General features: G+C 77.2%; 1 protein-coding gene. It reads right to left on the bottom strand.

The genetic code is table 11. The features are described from left to right. Positions 1 to 16: 16 nt before the first annotated feature. Positions 17 to 18,955, bottom strand: a complete 18,939-nt coding sequence (locus tag A6F73_RS28850; RefSeq protein ID WP_063350449.1) for a non-ribosomal peptide synthase/polyketide synthase — start codon at positions 18,953 to 18,955, stop codon at positions 17 to 19. Between the last annotated feature and the right edge of the window lie 132 nt (positions 18,956 to 19,087).

Below are 19,087 nucleotides of genomic sequence, written 5' to 3'. Positions count from 1 at the left end.
GGATCCTCACCGTTCGTCATCGTTCGTCATCGTCCGGGCCGCCGGACGCGGCGTCTTCGAGTTCGCTCAGCACCTGGTCCTCCACCAGTTCCGCCAGGGCGGCCACGGTGCGGGAGACCAGGACGTCGCGGGGGGTGAGCGTGACGCCGAAGGCATCGTTGGCGCGGGAGGCGATCAGCAGGGCCCGCATGGAGTCGCCGCCCAATTGGAAGAAGTCGTCCGTCACGCCCACGGCCGTCCGCAGGGTCTCGGCCCAGATCTCGGCCACGGCCTCCTCGGTGGGCGTGCGGGGCGCCAGCCGGTCGGGCCGCTGCTCCTCCTCGGGTGCGGGGGCGGGCAGCGCGGCGCGGTCGGTCTTGCCGCTCGCGGTGAGCGGGAAGCGGTCGAGGACGGCGAAGGCCGAGGGGACGAGGTGGCCGGGCAGGGAGCGGGCGGCCAGGGCGCGCAGTTCGGCGCCGGTCGGCGGTTCGGCGCCGGGGGCCGCGAGCAGGTGCGCGACCAGGCGGGGCAGCCCGGGCTCGTCCTCCCGCACCGTCACCACGGCGTCCAGCACGGCCGGGTGGCGCACCAGGACGGCCTCGACCTCGCCCGCCTCGATGCGGTGGCCGCGCAGCTTGAGCTGGTGGTCGGTGCGGCCCAGGTAGTGCAGTTCGCCCCGGTGGTCGCGGCGCACCAGGTCGCCGGTGCGGTACATCCGGGTGCCGGGCGGCCCGTACGGGTCGGCGGTGAAGCGGGCGGCGGTCAGGCCCGGCCGGCCGAGGTAGCCGCGGGCCAGGGCCGGTCCGCTCAGCCACAGTTCGCCGGTGACGCCGTCGGGCACCGGCCGCAGGCGGGCGTCCAGGACGTAGGCGCCGGTGCCGGGCAGCGGGCGGCCGATCGGCGGCGCGGCGCCGTCCGGGGCCAGCGGCGCGGACCAGGCGGCGACCACGGTGGCCTCGGTGGGGCCGTAGGAGTTAACCATGCGGTGGTGCGGGGCCCAGCGGGCCACCAGGTCGGCGCCGCACGCGTCGGCGCCGACCACCAGGGTCTTGAGCGCGGGCAGCGTGCCGGGGGTGTCGGCGGGCAGGGTGGCGAGGGCGGCCGGCGGGAGCAGGGTGTGGGTGATCGCCTCCGTCCGGAGCACCTCGGCCAGTTGGGCGCCGAGCAGCGGTCCGGGTGCGGGCACCACCAGCCGGGCGCCGTGCGGCAGGGACATGCACAGTTCGAGCACGGAGGCGTCGAAGCTGGGGGTGGCGAAGGCCAGCACCCGGTCCCCCGGGGCGACTTGGTAGTGCTCGGCCTCGGCGGCGGCGAAGGCGGCCAGCCCGCGGTGGGTGAGGACGACGCCCTTCGGGGTGCCGGTGGAGCCGGAGGTGTAGATGACGTAGGCGGGGTCGTCCAGGTCGAGCGGGCGGATCCGGTCGGGGTCGGCGGGGCGGTGGTCGGGGGCGCCGTCCGGCGGGGCGGCCAGCAGCGCCGCGACCTCCTTGGCGTCCAGGGTGAGCGCGGGCGCCGCGTCGCGCAGCATGAACTCGACGCGCTCGTCGGGGTAGTGGGGGTCGACCGGCAGGAACGCGGCGCCGGTCTTCGCCACCGCCAGCTGGGCGAGCACCATGTCCGCCGAGCGCGGCAGCAGGAGGGCGACCACCTCGCCGGGGCCGGCGCCGCGCGCGATGAGCCGGTGCGCCAGGCGGTTGGCGTGCGCCTCGGCCTCGGCGAAGGTCAGCTCCAGTCCGGGGGCGCTCAGCGCCGGGGCGTGCGGCCGGCGGTCCACGGCGGCCTCGACCAGGGCGGGCAGGGCCGCCGGGGGCACCGGGGCGCCCGCCGGGCGAGCCGGGCCGCGCAGCAGCCGCTCACGTTCCCCGGGCGGCAGCAGGTCGAGGTCGTCCAGGCGGGCGGTGCCGTCCGAGCCGGCCAGGGCGGACAGGGTGTGCAGCAGCTGGGCGGCCAGTTTCTCGGCGGTGTCCCGGTCGATGTACCGGGGGTCGTGGCCGAGTTCGACGGCGAGCCGGTCGCCGGGCGAGACGACGACGGTGAGCGGGTAGTTGGTGGCCTCCCTGGCGTCCAGTTCGCGGATCAGCAGGCCGTGGGCGCCGGCCGTCGCGTCGCCGACCGGGTAGTTCTCGAAGACCACCAGGCTGTCGAACAGCGGCGTCCCGGGCGCCAGCCCGCTCAGGCCGTGCATCGCGGCCAGCGGCAGGTGGTCGAAGCGGCGGTCCTCGGCCTGTTCCTCCTGGAGCGCGCGCAGCCAGGCGGCACAGGGCTGGGCGCCGTCGACGGTGACGCGGGCGGGCAGGGTGGTGATGAACAGGCCGACGATGGCGTCGGAGCCGGCCAGGTCGGCCGGGCGCCCGGAGACGGTGGTGCCGAAGCACACCCGCTGCTCGCCGCTCCACCGCGACAGCAGCAGCGCCCAGGCGCCCTGCACCAGGGTGTTGAGGGTGAGCCGGTGCCGGCGGGCGAACTCCTGGAGCCGCTCCGTCTCGGCCTCGGCCAGGCGGTGCGAGAGCCAGGCGCCGGAGCGGGCCGTGTCGCCCTGGGCGGGCCTGCGGTCGTAGGGCAGCGCGGTGGTGGTGAGGTCCGCCAGGACGCCGCGCCAGTGCTCCGTGGCGGCGCCGGTGTCGCGGGCGGCGAGCCAGCCGACGTAGTCCGCGAAGGGCCGGCGCTCGGGCAGGCCCGGCCGGTCGCCGCGGGCGAGCGCGGCGTGGGCGGCCAGGACGTCGGACAGGACGTGGAAGACGCTCCATCCGTCGAGCAGCACGTGGTGGAAGGTCCACACCACGCGCGCCGCGTCCGGCCCGAGCCGGATCAGGTCGAGCCGCAGCAGCGGGGCCCGGTCCAGGGCCAGCGGGCGGGCCCGCTGGTCGACGAGCAGCCGCTCCAGGCGGGCTTCGCGCTCGGCTTCCGGCAGTGCGCTCCAGTCGTGTTCGGTGACCGGCAGCGTCGCCTCCCGGTGGACCACCTGGAGGGGTACGGGCACGTCGCGCAGGACGACGGCGGTGCGCAGCACGGGGGTGCGGTCGACGACGTGCTGCCAGGCGGCGGCCAGCGGCCGCAGGTCGCGGGCGCCGTCCAGCACGAAGGTGATCTGCTCGACGTACAGGCCGTGTTCGGCCTCGTCCAGGCCGTGCAGCACCATGCCGGTCTGGGTGGGGGTGAGCGGCTGGATCTCCGTCACGTCCCGTCCGGTGCCGGCCAGTCGGTCGACGGCGGCCTGGTCCAGGGCGGCCAGCGGGTAGTCGGCGGGGGTGCGGCCGCCCGCGCCGGGTTGGGCGCAGTGGCGGACGATCTCCCGCAGCTCGTCCAGCAGTTCGGCGGCGAGCCGGGCGACGGTGGCACGGTGGTGCACCGCGCGGGAGTACGACCAGGTGAACGCCAGCTTCCCGTCGCTCACCCGGCCGAGCACGTCCAGCAGGTGCGGACGGTCCGCGGCCCGGTCCATGCCGCCGGTGAGCGGGCCGGCCGGGGCGTGCAGCAGGCCGCCGGGGGTAAGGGTCCGGTCCTGCCGGCCCAGGTAGTTGAAGCCGATCTGCGGTAGGTCGGGCAGCCGCCGTGGCGGGTCGGGCAGCCGGGGGTCGGCGGCGGGCCGCAGGTGGCGCAGGGCGCCGTAGCCGAGCCCGCCGCGCGGTACGGCGCGCAGGTTCTCCTTGACGGTCTTCAGGGCGGTGCCGGTGTCGGCGTCCCGGGGCACGTCCAGGGCCACGGGGTACAGCGTGGTGAACCAGCCGACGGTCCGGGAGAGGTCGACCCCGTCGAACAGTTCCTCGCGGCCGTGGCCCTCCAGGGCGACCGTGACCCGGTCCCGGCCGGTCCAGCGGGCCAGCACCCGGCCCAGGGCGCAGAGCAGGACGTCGTTGACCCGGGTGCGGTAGACCTCCGGGACGTCCTGGAGCAGCCGGCGGGTGTCCTCGGCGTCGAGGGCGAGGTCCAGCGACTCCTCGGTGGCGGCCGTGTTGGCGCCGTCCAGGTCGGTCGGCAGGGCGGTCGCGGCGCCGTTCTCCAGGCCGTACCAGTGGGCGTGCTCGTCGTCGAAGCCGCCGGCCTCGGTGTGCTCGGCGAGCCGTTCGGCCCAGGCCCGGAAGGAGGTGGTCTTGGGGCCGAGGTCGGGCCGCCCGCCCGCCCGCAGCGCGCGGTGGGCGGTGTCCAGATCCTCCAGGAGGACGCGCCAGGACACCGCGTCGACCACCAGGTGGTGCGCGGCCAGCAGCAGGACGGGGCGCCGCTCGCCGTCGAAGCGGCACAGCGCGGCCCGCAGCAGCGGCCCTTCGGCCAGGTCGAAGCCTGCGGCCAGGCGCTCGCCCAGCTCGCGCAGCGTCGCCTCGCGCTCCAGCGCCGGGGCGGCGGGCAGTTGATGCGTGCGCAGCTCCGGCAGGTCGCCGGGCGCGGTGCCGTGCTGGCGCCACCGGCCGTCGCCGAGCGGCTGGAACCGCAGGCGCAGCGCGTCGTGGTGGTCCAGGACGGCGGCGAGCGCGGCCCGCAGCAGGGGCTCCTCGGTGTCGGGGGCGAGGGTGAAGGAGACCGACTGGGTGAACTGGGCGGTGTCCCCGCCGAGGGTGTCCAGCAGCCAGTGCTGGACGGGGGTGAGCGGGGCGTCGCCGACCACGGCGCCCTGTTCGGCGGCGACCGCCGGGCTCGGCGACTCTTCGGCGGCGAGGGCGAGTTCGGCCAGGGTCTGGTGGGCGAACAGGTGCCGGGGGGTGAGCGCGAGGCCGGCCCGGCGGGCCGCCGAGACGATCTGGATGCCCAGGATCGAGTCGCCGCCGAGCGCGAAGTAGTTGTCGTCCGCGCCCACCTCGGGCACGCCGAGCACCTCGCGCCAGATCGCGGCGAGGGTGCGTTCGGTCGCGGTGCGCGGCGGTCGCTCGCCGCGTGCGGCCGGGGCGGCCCACACCGGGGCGGGCAGCGCGCGGCGGTCGAGTTTGCCGGTGGCACCGAGCGGCAGCCGCTCCAGCGGCACCACCAGCGCGGGCACCAGGTGGTCGGGGAGGGTGCTCCCGAGGAAGGCGCGCCACTCGACGGGGTCGGGCAGTGCGCCGTCGCGGGCCACCGCGTAGCCCACCAGGCGCCGGTGGCCGTCGTGGTCGACGACCCGGGCGGCGGCGGCCGACACCTGCGGGTGGCGGGCCAGGGCGGCCTCGACCTCGCCGAGTTCGATCCGGAAGCCGCGCACCTTGACCTGGTCGTCCGCGCGGCCGAGGTAGCCGAGGTCGCCGTCGGCCGTCCAGCGCACCAGGTCCCCGGTGCGGTACATCCGGCGCCCGGGCGGGCCGAAGGGGTCGGGCAGGAACCGGGCGGCGGTCAGGCCCGGGCGGCGCAGGTAGCCGCGGGCGACGCCGGTGCCGGCCAGGTACAGCTCCCCCGGCGCGCCGACGGGCACCGGGCGCAGCCGGTCGTCCAGGACGTAGGCCCGGGCGCCGCCGACCGGGCGGCCGATCGGCGGGTCCCGGTCGGGGTCGGCGGGGTCGCAGGCGAAGGCGGTGGCGTAGACGGTGGCCTCGGTGGGGCCGTAGATGTTCAGCACCCGGCAGCCGGGGACGGCCTCGCGCAGCCGGCGCACGGTCCGGGCGGGCAGGGCCTCGCCGGCCAGGACGACGGTGTCCGCGCCGAGGTGCACGGCGTCCTCCGCGAGGAGGCCGCCCAGGGCGGAGGGCACCGCGCTGAGCAGGCCGGCCCGCCACGGCCCGGGGCGCTCGGCCAGGGCCAGCAGGTCCCGGACGAGCTCCACGCAGCCGCCGGCGAGCAGGGGCGAGAAGATCTCGAACACCGACACGTCGAAGTTGAGCGAGGTGGCGGCCACCACGTGGGCCAGGCCGTGGTCGGCGAACTCGGCGGCGGCCCAGTCGGTCAGGGCCAGCACCGAGGCGTGGACGACCACGACGCCCTTGGGGCGGCCGGTCGAGCCGGAGGTGTGGATGACGTACGCGGGGTGCTGCGGCAGCAGGGCGCCGAGCCGTTCGTCGTCGCGCACGGCGTCGGGGCGGGCGGCGGCGAGCCGTTCGGCGCACCCGGGGTCGTCGAGCACGATCCGGGTGAACGGGCCCGCCGGCAGCCGCCCTCCGGTCTGCGTGTCGGTGACCACGGCGTCGGGGCGGACGTCCGCGAAGAGGAACGCGATCCGCTCGGCCGGGTACCCGGGGTCGACCGGCAGGTAGGCGGCGCCGCTCTTGAGCACCGCCAGCAGCGCCACGGCCAGGTCGGCGGTGCGGGGCAGCGCGAGCGCGACGAACCGCTCGGGCCCGGCGCCGGCCGCGATCAGCAGCCGGGCCAGCCGGTTGGCCCGTTCGTCGAGCTCCCGGTAGGTCAGCAGCACGTCGCCGCAGCGGACGGCCGGGGCGTCGGGCGTGCGGGCGGCCTGCCGGGCGAAGGCCTCGGGCACGGTGTCCTGCGGTGCCTCGACCACCGCCCCGCCGAAGCGGTCGACGAGTTCGCGTCCTCGCAGCGGGTCGAGCAGCGGCAGCTGCGCCGCCGGCCGGTCGAGGCCGGCCGCCATCGCCGTCAGCAGGGTGTGCAGGCCCGCCCCGAGCGCCTCGACGGTGGCGGTGTCGAAGACGGCCGGGTCGTGGTCGAGGCTGACCGCGATGGCGTCGCCGGGGGCGACCACCACGCCGAGCGGGTAGTTGGTCGGCTCCAGGACGTGCTCGGTCTCGACGCCCAGGCCGTGCCGGGTCAGCGCCTGCGCGTCGAACGGGTAGTTCTCGAAGACCACGATGCTGTCGAACAGGGCGGTGCCGCCCGGCAGTTCGCTCCAGTTCTGGAGCTGCGCCAGGGAGACGGCGTCGTACCGGCGGGCCTCCGACTGGGCGTCCTGGAGCTCCCGCAGCCACTCCAGCAGCGAGCGGCCGGCGTCGATCCGCACCCGGGTGGGCAGGGCGTTGATGAACAGCCCCACCATCGAGGTGACGCCCGGGAGTTCGGCGGGCCGGCCGGAGACGATCGTGCCGAAGACCACGTCGTCCCCGCCGCCGTAGCGGGAGAGCAGCAGCGCCCAGGCGCCCTGGAGCACGGTGTTGACGGTCAGCCCGGCCTGCCGGGCGGTGGTCCGCAGCCGTTCCGACAGGTCGTTGTCGAGGGTCACCCGCACCGATGCCGAGGAGGAGGCGCGGTGCGCCTCGGCCGGGCGCCGGTCGCGGGGCAGTTCGGTGGGGGCGGGGAACCCGGCCAGGGTGTCGCGCCAGTACCGCTCGACCCGCGCCGGGTCCTGCCCGGACAGCCAGCGCAGGTAGTCGGCGAAGGGGGCGCGCACGACCGGGTTCGGCCGGCGCCCGGCGGCCAGGGCGGCGTAGCGCTCGCACACCTCGTCGAAGACCTGGGCCGCGCTCCACCCGTCGAGCAGGACGTGGTGGAAGGTCCACACCACCCGCACCCGGGTCGGCGACAGCCGGACCAGGGACAGCCGCATCAGCGGTGCGGCGGCCAGGTCGAGGCCGGCCGCGCGGTCCTCGGCGAGCAGCCGGGCGGTGTCCCGCTCGATCCGGTCGGCCGGGCGGCCGGTCCAGTCGTGGTGGGTCACCGGGACGGCGGCCCGGTGCTGGACGACCTGGAGCGGCTCGGCGGTGTCCTGCCAGGCGAGCCGGGTGCGCAGCACCGCGTTGGCGTCCACGGTCTGCTGCCAGGCGGCGGCCAGGGCGTGCGGGTCGGTGACGCCGGAGAGGACCAGCTGGACCTGGTTGACGTAGGTGTGGGCGTCCGGGTCCAGCAGGCTGTGGAAGAGCATGCCCGCCTGCATCGCCGTCAGCGGGTACACGTCCGCGACGGAGCGTCCGTCCCCGGCGATCCGGTCCACCGCCGCCTGGTCCAGCCGGGCCAGCGGGAAGTCGGCGGGGGTGCGGCCGCCGGCGCCGGGCTCGGCGCAGTGGGCGACGAGGTCCTCCAGGGCGCGCAGCATGGCGTCCGCGAGCGCGGTGACGGTCCGTTCGTGGTGCCGGCCGGCGCTGTAGTACCAGCCGATCTCCAGCCGGTCGTCCTCGACCCGGGCGACGACGTCCAGCAGGTGCGGGCGCTCGGTGCCGGGCGCCTCCGCGCCGCCGAGGCCGCCGGGGACGGCGCGCACCAGGGCGGCGCCGTCGGCGGACCAGTCGAAGCGGCCCAGGTAGTTGAAGCTGATCCCGGGGGCCGGGGCGTCGGCGAGCTGTTCGTCCCGGGCGAGGTGGCGCAGCGCGCCGTAGCCGAGGCCGCGCTCCGGCACCGCCCGCAGCTGCTCCTTGACGGCCTTCAGCGCGGTGCCCCAGTCCCCGTCCGGGACGTCGAGGGCGACGGGGAAGAGCGAGGTGAACCAGCCGACCGTGCGGGACAGGTCGACGTCCTCGAACAGCTGGTCCTCGCGGCCGTGCCCCTCCAGGCCGATCGCGACGGTGCGCCGCCCGGTCCACTCGGCGAGCACCCGGCCCAGGGCCGTGAGCAGGACGTCGTCGATCCGGGTGCGGTAGACCCCGGGGACCTTGCGCAGCAGGCGCCCGGTGCGCTCGCGGTCCAGCCGGACGGTGACGGCGCGCAGGTCGGCGGCGGTGTTGCCGCCGTCGCCGTCCACCGGCAGCGCGGCCGCGCAGTGCCGGGCCGCCGCCGCCCAGTGGGCGCGCCGGCCCGCGAAGCCGCCGGCCGCGGTGTGCTCGCGCAGGCGGCGGGTCCACTCCCGCACGGAGGTGGTGCGGGCGGGCAGGCGCAGCGGCCGGCCCTCCACGGCCTGCCGGTAGGCGGTCTCCAGGTCCTCCAGCAGGATCCGCCAGGAGACGCCGTCGACGACCAGGTGGTGGACGGCCAGCAGCAGCCGGGCGGGCCGGGTGCCGTCGGTGGTGAACAGGCGGGCGGTGAGCAGCGGGAGGGTGTCCAGCCGGAACGCGGCGTGCGCGGCCTCGGTGGCCCTCGCCTCGGCGGCCTCGGCCGCCGCCCGGTCCAGAGCGCCGAGGTCGACGACCTCCAGCAGCTCGGGCGCGGCGGCGTCCGCGGGGGCGCAGTGCTGCTGCCAGGCGCCGTCCGCCCCGGTGGTGAAGCGGGAGCGCAGGGCGTCGTGGTGGGCCCACAGGGCGGTCAGGGCGCGGCGCAGGGCCTGCGGGTCGACCTCGGCCGGCGCCTCCACCACGACGGACTGGTCGAAGGACGCGGCGTACGGCGGGTGCGGGTCGAGGAACCAGTGCTGGATGGGCGTCAGGCCCACCTCGCCGCTGACCGGTTCGGTCCCGGCGACGGTGGCGGCGGTGCCGGCGACGGCGGCCAGCGCGGCGACGGTGGGGTGCCGGAACAGGTCGCGGGGGGACAGCGCGAGACCGGCGGCGCGGGCGCGGGAGACGACCTGGATGCTCAGGATCGAGTCGCCGCCGAGCAGGAAGAAGTCGTCGTCGACCCCGACCCGCTCCACGCCCAGCAGTTCCGCCCAGATCGCGGTGAGGACGCGCTCGGTGTCGGTGGTCGGGGCGCGGTGGGCGCGGTCGCCCGCCGCCGACCAGTCGGGGGCGGGCAGCCGCCGGCGGTCCACCTTGCCGTTGGCGGTCAGCGGCAGTTCGGAGACCGTGACGAAGGCTGCGGGCAGCATGTAGTCGGGCAGGTCGGCGGCCAGGTGGGCGCGCAGCGCCGCGGCGGAGGGCGGCTCGGCGCCGCCGGCCGGCACCAGGTGGGCGGCCAGCCGCTTGCGCCCCGCGTCCTCGTGGAGCGAGACGACGGCCTCGGCGACGGCCGGGTGGGCGGTGAGCCGCGCCTCGATCTCGGCGGGTTCGATGCGGAAGCCGCGGATCTTGATCTGGTCGTCCGCGCGGCCCACGAAGTGCAGTTCGCCGTCCTCGCTCCACCGGGCGGTGTCGCCGGTGCGGTACATCCGGCCGCCGGGCGGCCCGAAGGGATCGGCGAGGTAGCGGGCGGCGGTCTCGCCGGGCCGGCCCGCGTAGCCGCGCGCGACGCCGGCGCCGGCGATGTACAACTCGCCGGTGATGCCGGGCGGTTGCGGCTGGAGGGCGCCGTCCAGCACGTACACCCGGGTGTCGTCCAGCGGGCGTCCGATCGGCAGCACGGCGGGCAGCCGGTCACCGGGGCGGAAGGCCCGACGGGTGGCGAAGGTGGTGGTCTCGGTCGGGCCGTAGCCGTCGACCACGGTGAGGTCGGGGCAGGCCTCCAGGACGCGGCGCACGACCGCGCCGGGCACCGCCTCGCCGCCGGTCCACACCTCCCGGGCGCCGCGCAGGCAGCCCGGGTCCTCCTGGGCGAGGAGCCGGAACAGGCCGGCGGTCAGCCACAGGCACTGCACGCCCTGCTCGGTGACGGCGCGGCGGACGGCGGCGGCGTCCAGGTCCTCCGGCGGGGCCAGCACGGCGGTGCCGCCGCGCAGCAGCGGCACCCACAGCTCGTAGGTGGCGGCGTCGAAGGCGTGCGGGGAGTGCACGAGCACCCGGTCGTGGCCGGTGAAGGCGCGGTCCAGGGCGAGCGCGGCGACGTCGCGCCGGCGCACCGCGACGCCCTTGGGGGTGCCGGTGGAGCCCGAGGTGAACATCAGGTACTGGACGTTGTCGGGGTGGAGCGCCGGGGCCGGGGCCGGGGCCGGGGCCGGCCGGGCCGCGAAGGTCTGCCCGTCGACGCGAAGCACTTGCCCGTCCGGCCGCAGTTCGCGGGCCATCCGGTCCCCGTGCGCGTCGGTGAGCAGCAGGTCCGCGCCGGCCTCGGCCAGCATCAGGTGCAGCCGCTCGCGCGGCGCCCTGCCGTCCAGCGGCACGTAGACCCCGCCGGTCCGGACCAGCGCCAGCTGGGCGACGACCAGGTCGACGGAGCGGTCCATGAGCACGCCGACCGGGCGTTCGGCGCCGACGCCGAGCGCGGCCAGCCGGCCGGCCAGGGCGGCGGCGCGGGCGTCGAGGTCGCGGTAGCCGAGGCGCTCGTGGCCCGCCTCCACGGCGACGGCGTCGGGGCGGCGGCGCACCTGCTCGGCGAACAGGTCCGCGATGTCGCGCTCGGCCCGTCCGACGGCGGTGGCGTTCCAGTCGACGAGGATCCGTCGGCGCTCCCCGGCGGTCAGCAGCGGCACGCGCGCGGGCGGGCCCCCGGCGCTCCCGGGCAGTCCCGTCAGGACGGCCGTGAGCTGCCCGGCCATCCGCCGGACGGTGGCCTCGTCGAACAGCCGCGGGTCGTAGCACAGCCGCAGGGCCAGCTCCGGCCCCGGATAGGCCAGCAGGGCGAGCGGGTAGTTGGTGGTCTCGATGCCGTCCAGGTCGCGCAGGCGCAGGCCGTGCGCGGCGGCCGCGTCGTCCTCGACCGGGTAGTTCTCGAAGACGACGATGCTGTCGAACAGGGCGGTCTGCTCGGGGAGGACGGTGGCGGCCCGCAGGCGGGTGAGCGGGACGAAGCCGTGGCGCCGGTCCTCGCCCTGCTCCCGTTGCAGCGTGCGGAGCCAGTCGAGCAGGGTGCCGTCGGCGGGCACGGCCGTCCGGGTGGGCAGGGTGGTGATGAACAGGCCGGTCATCGTCTCGACGCCGGGCAGCTCGGGCGGCCGCCCGGACGAGGTGGTGCCGAACACCACCTCGTCCCGGTTCGCCTGACGGCCCAGCAGGATCGCCCAGGCGCCCTGGACCAGGGTGTTCAGGGTCAGGCCGGAGCCGCGCGCGAGGCCTTCCAGCGCCCGGGTCCCGGCGGCGGGCAGGGTGAACGGCACGGCCCGGGTGGATTCCGCGCGGTGGCTCTGGCGCGGCTCGCGGTCGTACGGCAGCGGCGTCGGCTCGGCCAGCCCGGCCAGGCGCCCGCGCCAGTGCCGCTCGGCCTCCGCCGGGTCGCGCTCGCACAGCCAGGCCACGAAGTCGCGGTAGGGCCGGCGCTCCGGCACCGTGCCGTACGGGACGGTGCCGAAGGACTCGGTGCCGGAGGGCAGGGTGCCGGACGGGACGGTGCCGGATGGCAGGGTGCCGGACGGGACTTCTCCCGTCTCCGGCCCGGAGCGGGTCAGCGCGGCGTGCACGGCGAACACGTCGGACAGCACCTGGAAGAGGCTCCAGCCGTCCAGGACGAGGTGGTGGAAGGACCACAGCACGCGCACCCGGGTGTCGGAGAGGCGGATGAGCAGCAGGCGCTGGAGCGGGGCCCGGGCCAGGTCCAGGCCGCGGGCCCGGTCGCGGTCCAGGAGCTCGGCCAGCCGGCCCCCGCGCTCGGGCTCGGGCAGCTCGCGCCAGTCCAGGTGGGTGACCGGCACGGCCGCCCGCCGCCGCACCACCAGCAGCGGCTCGGGCACCTCCTGCCAGCGGACGTGGGCGCGCAGCACCGGGGTGCGGTCGGTGACCCACTGCCAGGCGGCGGCGAGCCGCCCCGGGTCGGGCACGCCGTCCAGGACGAAGTCCAGCTGCTGGAAGTAGGCACCGCTGTCCTCCTCGGCGAGGCCGTGGAAGAGCATCCCGGACTGGGTCGGCGTCAGCGGGAGGACGTCCTCCACCGCGCCCGGGTCGTCGCCGGTGATCAGGTCCACGGCCGCCTGGTCGAGCCGGGCCAGCGGGAAGTCGGACGGGGTGCGCCCGGCGGCGCCCGGGCGGGCCGCGTACCGCGCGAGGTCGGCCAGCTCGGCGGCGAAGCGCCGGGCCAGGGCCTCGACGGTGTCGCGCCGGTGCACGGCGCCGGAGTAGAACCAGCTGAACTCCAGCGCGTCGCCATCGAGCCGGCCGACCACCTCCAGGGCGTGCGGGCGTTCGACGTGCGGGTCGGCGTCCAGTTCCAGGGGCCGGAAGGTGCCGCGGTAGAGCCCGGCCGCGTCCTGCGGGAAGGACATCCGGCCGAGGTAGTTGAAGCTGATCCGCGCGGCCGGGGCGTCGGGGGCCGTGCCGGGGCGCCCCAGGTGGCGCAGGGCGTCGAAACCGAGACCCCGTCGGGGGACGGCGCGCAGCTGCTCCTTGACCCGCTTGAGGACGCCGTCCCAGTCGGCCCCGGCGGGCACGGCCAGCGCGACGGGGTGCCGGGTGGTGAACCAGCCGACCGTGCGGCTCAGGTCGAGGTCGGCGAACAGCTCCTCGCGCCCGTGCCCCTCGACGTCCACCACGACCCGCTCCAGCCCGCTCGCCCCGCACAGGACCCGGCCGAGGGCGCTCAGCAGCACGTCGTTGGCCTGGGTGCGGTAGGTGTCGGGCAGGGTGCGCAGGAGGGCGGCAGTGTCGGCGGCGTCGAGGCGCACGGTGACGGAGCGGGCCGAGGCGTGGGTGTCGGCCCCCGCGAGGTCGGCCGGGAACGGGTCCACCGGGGCGTCACCGTCCTGCCCGGGGACGGCCCGCGCCCAGTACTCCGTCTCGTCCTCGAAGCCGCCGGCCGCCGCGTACGCGCCGAGCCGCTGCCCCCACTGCCGCAGCGGCGAGGACTTCGCCGGCAGGGCCGCCGCCCCGTCCCGGCCGTCGCGGCGGGCGCGGTAGGCCGCGTCGAGGTCCTCCGCCAGCACCCGCCAGGAGACCCCGTCGACCACCAGGTGGTGGACGGCCAGGTGCAGGACCGGCGGCAGCCCCGCACCGCGCTCGTGCAGCACGGCGCGCAGCAGCGGGCCGTCGCCGCCGCCCAGGTCGAAGGGGCCGAAGTGCGGGGTGTCGCCGTCCGGGCCGGTGTGCCGGCCCAGGCGGATCCGGGGCGCCCGGTCGTCGATCCGCCAGCGCACGCCGGGGCCGGTACCGGGCTCGCCGTCGCGGGGCTCTGCGGTGCGGGGCTCTGCGGTGCGGGGCTCGCCGACATCGGGCTCGCCGACATCGGGCTCGCTGGCGTCGGGCTCTCCGACCTCGGCCGTGAAGGCCGAGCGCAGCGCGTCGTGGTGGGCGACCACGTCGTTCAGGGCGTCCTCCAGCGCCGCCCGGTCCACGTCGGCGCCCAGCAGGAGGGAGAGCGCCTGGTTGAAGTGCCCGGCGCGCCCGGCGGCCCGGTCGAGCCACCAGCGCTGGATCGGGGTCAGGACGCCCGCCCCGGTGGCGGCCACCCGGGCGGTCACGGCCGGCCGTTCGGCGTCGTCCGCGCACCGGGCCAGCGCGGCGACCGTCTGGTGCCGGTAGAGGTCCCCGGAGGTCACCGCCAGCCCCACCTGCCGGGAGCGGGCCACCACCTGGATGCCGAGGATGGAGTCGCCGCCGAGGTCGAAGAAGTTGTCGTCCGCGCCGACCCGTTCCAGCCGCAGCACCTCCGCCCAGATGGTGGCGAGCGCCTGTTCGGCGGGGGTGCGGGGGGCGACGTGGCGTACGGCGGGCACGGCCGGCCCCGGGTCGGGCAGCCGGCTCCGGTCGAGCTTGCCATTGGGGTTGAGCGGCAGCGCGGGCAGCGGTACGACGACCGAGGGCACCAGGTAGTCGGGCAGGGCCAGGCCGAGCGCCCGGCGTACGGCCTCGGGCTCCACCCGGCCGCCCGGGACGGGGACCACGTAGCCGACCAGGCGCCGGTTGCCCTCGCCGTCGGCGACGGTGGCGGCCGCCTCCGCCACGCCCTCGCAGCGCCGCAGCGCCTCCTCCACCTCGCCCAGTTCGATCCGGAAGCCGCGCACCTTGACCTGCTGGTCGATCCGGCCGAGGTACTCCAGCTCCCCGTCGGCGTTCCACCGCACCCGGTCTCCGGTGCGGTACATCCGCTCCCCCGGCACGCCGTACGGGTCGGCGACGAACCGGGCGGCGGTGAGCCCGGGGCGGCCCAGGTAGCCGCGCGCCAAGCCGCCGCCCCCGAGGTACAACTCGCCGACCACGCCCGGCGGTTGCGGGCGCAGCCCGGGGTCCAGGACGTACGTCCTGGTCAGCGCGAGCGGCCTGCCGATCGGCGGTGCCTGCTCCGGCAGCCGGTCACCGGCGAACCAGGCGGTGGCGTAGACGGTGGCCTCGGTGGGGCCGTAGATGTTGGCGATCGCGCTGCCGGGCAGGGCGCGCCGCAGGTCGCCCACCGCCTGGGCGGAGAGGGCCTCGCCGGCCAGCACGACGGTGCCCGCGTCGACCGGGGCGGCGCCCCCGGCGAGCAGTCGGGAGATCACCGAGGGCACGCCGCTGACCAGGCCGACGCGGCGCGGGGCCGGCTCCTCGGCGAGGGCGGCGAGGTCGGCGACCACCTCGACGCTGCCGCCCGCCAGCAGCGGGCAGAGCAGTTCGAAGACCGACACGTCGAAGTTGAGCGAGGTGGCGGCGAGCACGTGGTCCAGCCCGCCGGGCCCGAACCGCTCGGCCGCCCAGCGGGCGAGGGCGACGACGCTGCGGTGGGTGATCACGACGCCCTTGGGGCGGCCGGTCGACCCCGAGGTGTAGATGACGTAGGCGGGGTGCTCCGGCAGCAGCGGCCGGAGGCGGTCGGCGTCCGTGAGATCGGCGTCCGCCGAATCAGCGTCCTCCGGGTCGGCGTCGGCGACCAGGCCGGCGCCGTCCTCCAGCAGCAGGACGGGCCACCCCTCGGGCAGCGCGGCCGCCGTCTCCCGGGTGGCGAGGACCAGCGTGGGCCCGGCGTCCGCCAGCATGAAGCGGATCCGCTCGGCCGGGTAGCCCGGGTCCACCGGCAGGTACGCCGCACCCGACTTGAGCACCGCCCACAGCACCGACGGCAGGTCGGCGGAGCGCGGCAGGCACAGCGCGACCAGCCGCTCGGGGCCCGCGCCCCGGGCGACCAGCAGCCGGGCGAGGCGGTTGGCCCGCCGGTTGACCTCCGCGTAGTCCCGCCGCACCGGGCCGCAGCCGACGGCGGTCCGCCCGGGCGTGCGGGCCGCCTGCGCCTCGAACAGCGCGGGCAGCACGGGCAGCACGGGCAGCACGGTGTCCGGGAGGTCGCGGGCGCCGTGCGCGGGCGGGTTCCAGGAGTCGAGCAGCGTGCGCTGCTCCTCCTCGGAGAGCATGGGCAGTTCGGCGAGGATGCGCTGCGGGCCGTCCGCCATGCCCGCCAGCAGGCGGTGCAGGTGGCGCGCCATCCGGGCCACGGTCCGGGCGTCGAACAGGTCCGTGTTGTACTCCACCGTCAGCGCGCAGCCGTCGGTGTCCTCCGGGGTGAACTCCAGCACCAGGTCGAACCGGGCGGCCGGGCGGGGCAGCGGGTGGTCCTCGAAGCGCAGGCCTCCGGCGGGCGGCGGGGTGGTGGGGCTCTGCTGGACGACCATGACCTGGACCAGCGGGGTGCGGCTCGGGTCCCGGGGCGGGGCCAGTTCCTCGACCACCCGGTCGAAGGGCACCGCGGCGTGGGCGAAGGCGTCCAGCAGGGTGGTGCGCACGCTCTCCACGAACCGGTCGACGGTGGCCCGCTCGTCCACGTCGCCGCGCAGCACCACGGTGTTGACGAAGAAGCCGGTCACCTCCTCCAGCTCCCGCCGGTCGCGCCCGGTGGTGACGGTGCCGAACGCCACGTCCCGCTGGCCGGAGTAGCGCGAGAACAGCAGCGCGGACGCCCCCGCGAACAGGGTGAACAGCGTCGTGCCGCGGCCCGCGGCGAGGTGCCGCAGCCGGGCCACCAGTTCGGCCGGGAGGCGGTGGCGGTGCGCCGCGCCGTTCGTCGTGCGCTGGGCGGGCCGGGGCCGGTCGGTGGGCAGTTGCAGGGGTTGCAGCTCCGCCAGGTTCCGCCTCCAGTAGGCGAGGTCCGGCGCGTCCTCCGCCCCGGCGCCCTCGGTCCGCCGGCGCTGCTCCCAGCGCGCGAAGTCGGGGTACTGGAGGGCGGGGGCGGCGAGCGCGTCCGGTTCTCCGGAGGCCTCCGCCCGGTAGAGCGCGGCCAGTTCGCGGGTGAGGACGCCCACCGACCAGCCGTCGGTGATGATGTGGTGCTGCGCCAGCAGCAGCAGGTGCTCGTCGGCGGCGAGCCGGACGAGCAGCGCCCGGGCGAGCGGGCCGTCCGTCAGGTCGTAGGGCCGGTTCAGCTCCTCGGTCAGCAGCCGTTCGGCCGCTTCGGCGCGCTCCCCGGCCGGCCGGTCGCCGACGTCCGCGGTGCGCAGCGGCAGGGTGCCCGCCGCCGCGACGCGTTGCACGAGCTGCCCGTCGACGGTGGCGAAGGTGGTGCGCAGCGAGTCGTGGCGGGCGGCGAGTCGGCCCAGGGCCCGGCGCAGGGCCTCCGGGTCCGTCGTTCCGTGCAGCCGCAGGGCGACGCCGGTGTTGTACTCCGTCCCCCCGACGGTGAGGTCGTCGAGGAACCACAGGCGGCGCTGGGCGCTGGACAGCGGCAGCGGCTCCTCGCGCGGGGCGGGCGGGATCGGGTCCGGCGGCGCGGTGGTGTGCCGCTCGTCCACCAGCGGGGCCAGGGCGGCGACCGTCCGCGCGGTGAAGACGTCCCGGAGCGTGAGGCGGACGCCCAGCCGCTCGGCGACCCGGGCCAGGGTCCGGGCGGCGAGGATCGAGTCGCCGCCCAGGTCGAAGAAGTCGTCCGTCGCGCCCACCGCGTCGAGGCCGAGGACTTCGGCCCAGATGGCGGCCAGGGCGCGTTCGCGCCCGGTGCGCGGGGCGACGGGTCCGGCCGCCCCGGGGCGGGCGGGCGCGGGCAGCGCCTGCTGGTCGATCTTGTGCTGCGGGGTGAGCGGCAGCGCGGCCAGGACGACGACGGCGGACGGCACCAGGTGGGCTGGCAGGGTGGCGGCCAGTGCCGCGCGCAGCTCCGCCGGATCCGGGGCGTGCTCCGGTTCGGCGGGCGTGGCGTAGCCGACCAGGCGTTCGCGGCCCGGTTCGTCCTCCCGGACCACGACGACGGCCTGGTCGACGGCGGGGTGCGCCCGCAGGGCGGCCTCGATCTCCCCCGGTTCGATCCGGAAGCCGCGGATCTTCACCTGCCGGTCGAGCCTGCCGAGGAACTCCAGCTCCCCGTCGGCCGTCCACCGGGCCTGGTCGCCGGTGCGGTAGAGCCGGGCGCCGGGCGGGCCGAAGGGGTCGGCGACGAAGCGCCCGGCGGTCAGGCCGGGGCGGCCCAGGTAGCCGCGCGCCACGCCCTCGCCGCCGACGTACAACTCGCCGTCTACACCAGGTGGTTGGGGCCGCATGGCCGCGTCGAGCACGTACGCCCGGGTGTGCGGCAGCGCGCCGCCGATGGGGGGTGCGCCGCTGCCGGCGGTCAGCGGGCCGGTCCAGGTGGCGACGATGGTCGCCTCGGTCGGGCCGTAGGAGTTGATCATGCGCCGGCCGGGCGCCCAGCGGTCGACCAGGTCGGCGGGGCAGGCCTCTGCTCCGACGATCAGGCTGCGCAGGTGGCGGCCCGTGCCGCCGGGCACGGTGGCCAGGGCGGCCGGCGGGATGAGGGCGTGGGTGATGCGGTGCTCGTCGAGCACGGCGGCGAGTTCCTCGCCCAGCCAGGGGCCGTGCGGGGGGATCACCAGCGTGGCGCCGGCCAGGACGGAGATGAACAGTTCGAGGACGGAGGCGTCGAAGCTGGGCGAGGAGAACTGCAGCACCCGGTCGCCGGGGCGCACCGCGTAGTGCGCGCGGGCCGCCTCCGCGAAGCCGCCGATGCCCCGGTGGGTGACGACCACCCCCTTGGGCGTCCCGGTGGAGCCCGAGGTGTAGATCACGTACGCCGCGTGGTCGGTCCCGCTCGGGCCCGGCAGCGCGGTACCGGTCGGGCCCGCCAGGCCGGTGTCGGGCGTGTCTGCGGCGCCGGCCGGGTCCGTCTCCAGCAGCGCGCGGACCCGGGCCGGATCGTCCAGGACGACGGCGGGGGCGGCGTCGGCGAGCATCAGCGCCCGTCTCCCGGCGGGGTAGGCCGGATCCACGGGCAGGAAGGCGGCGCCCGTCCGGGCGACCGCCAGCTCCGCCGCGACCAGTTCCATGGAGCGCGGCAGGACCAGCGCCACCGTCCGGTCCGTCCCTGCGCCGCGCCGTGCGAGGTCGCGGGCCAGGCGCTCGACCCGGTCGGCCAGTTCCCGGTACGTCCAGCTGCGCCGGCCGTCGGTCACCGCAGGCGCGTGCGGCGCGCGGTCCACCTGGGCGGCGAACAGCGCGTCGAGCGTCCGGTGCGCCGGCGGCGGGGCGGCATCGCTCCCCGGGGCGGCACCGGTCCCCGGGGCGCCAGGGGTGTCGCCGGCCTGCGGCGGAGCGGACGAACGCACGGGCTGGGCAGGCCGGTCGGTCATGGCGGAAGGTCCTTCCGGACGGGGAGGAGGCGATGCGGGCGCCGGGGCAGGCGGGGGCCGGCCCTCGGGCCCGGGGGGAACCGGGCCGGGGGAACGGAACGAGCCGGGGGTGAGCCCGGTGGAGCGGCGCCG

Source organism: Streptomyces sp. MJM8645 (assembly GCF_001625365.1).
Taxonomy (GTDB): Bacteria; Actinomycetota; Actinomycetes; order Streptomycetales; family Streptomycetaceae; genus Kitasatospora.
Note: the sequence above shows the minus strand (reverse complement) of the source record. Positions and strands in the feature narration are given on the sequence as shown.

Excerpts from the sequence above, each read along its gene's own strand:
- A6F73_RS28850 (WP_063350449.1), bottom strand. The coding sequence starts at position 18,955 with ATGACCGACCGGCCTGCCCAGCCCGTGCGTTCGTCCGCTCCGCCGCAG.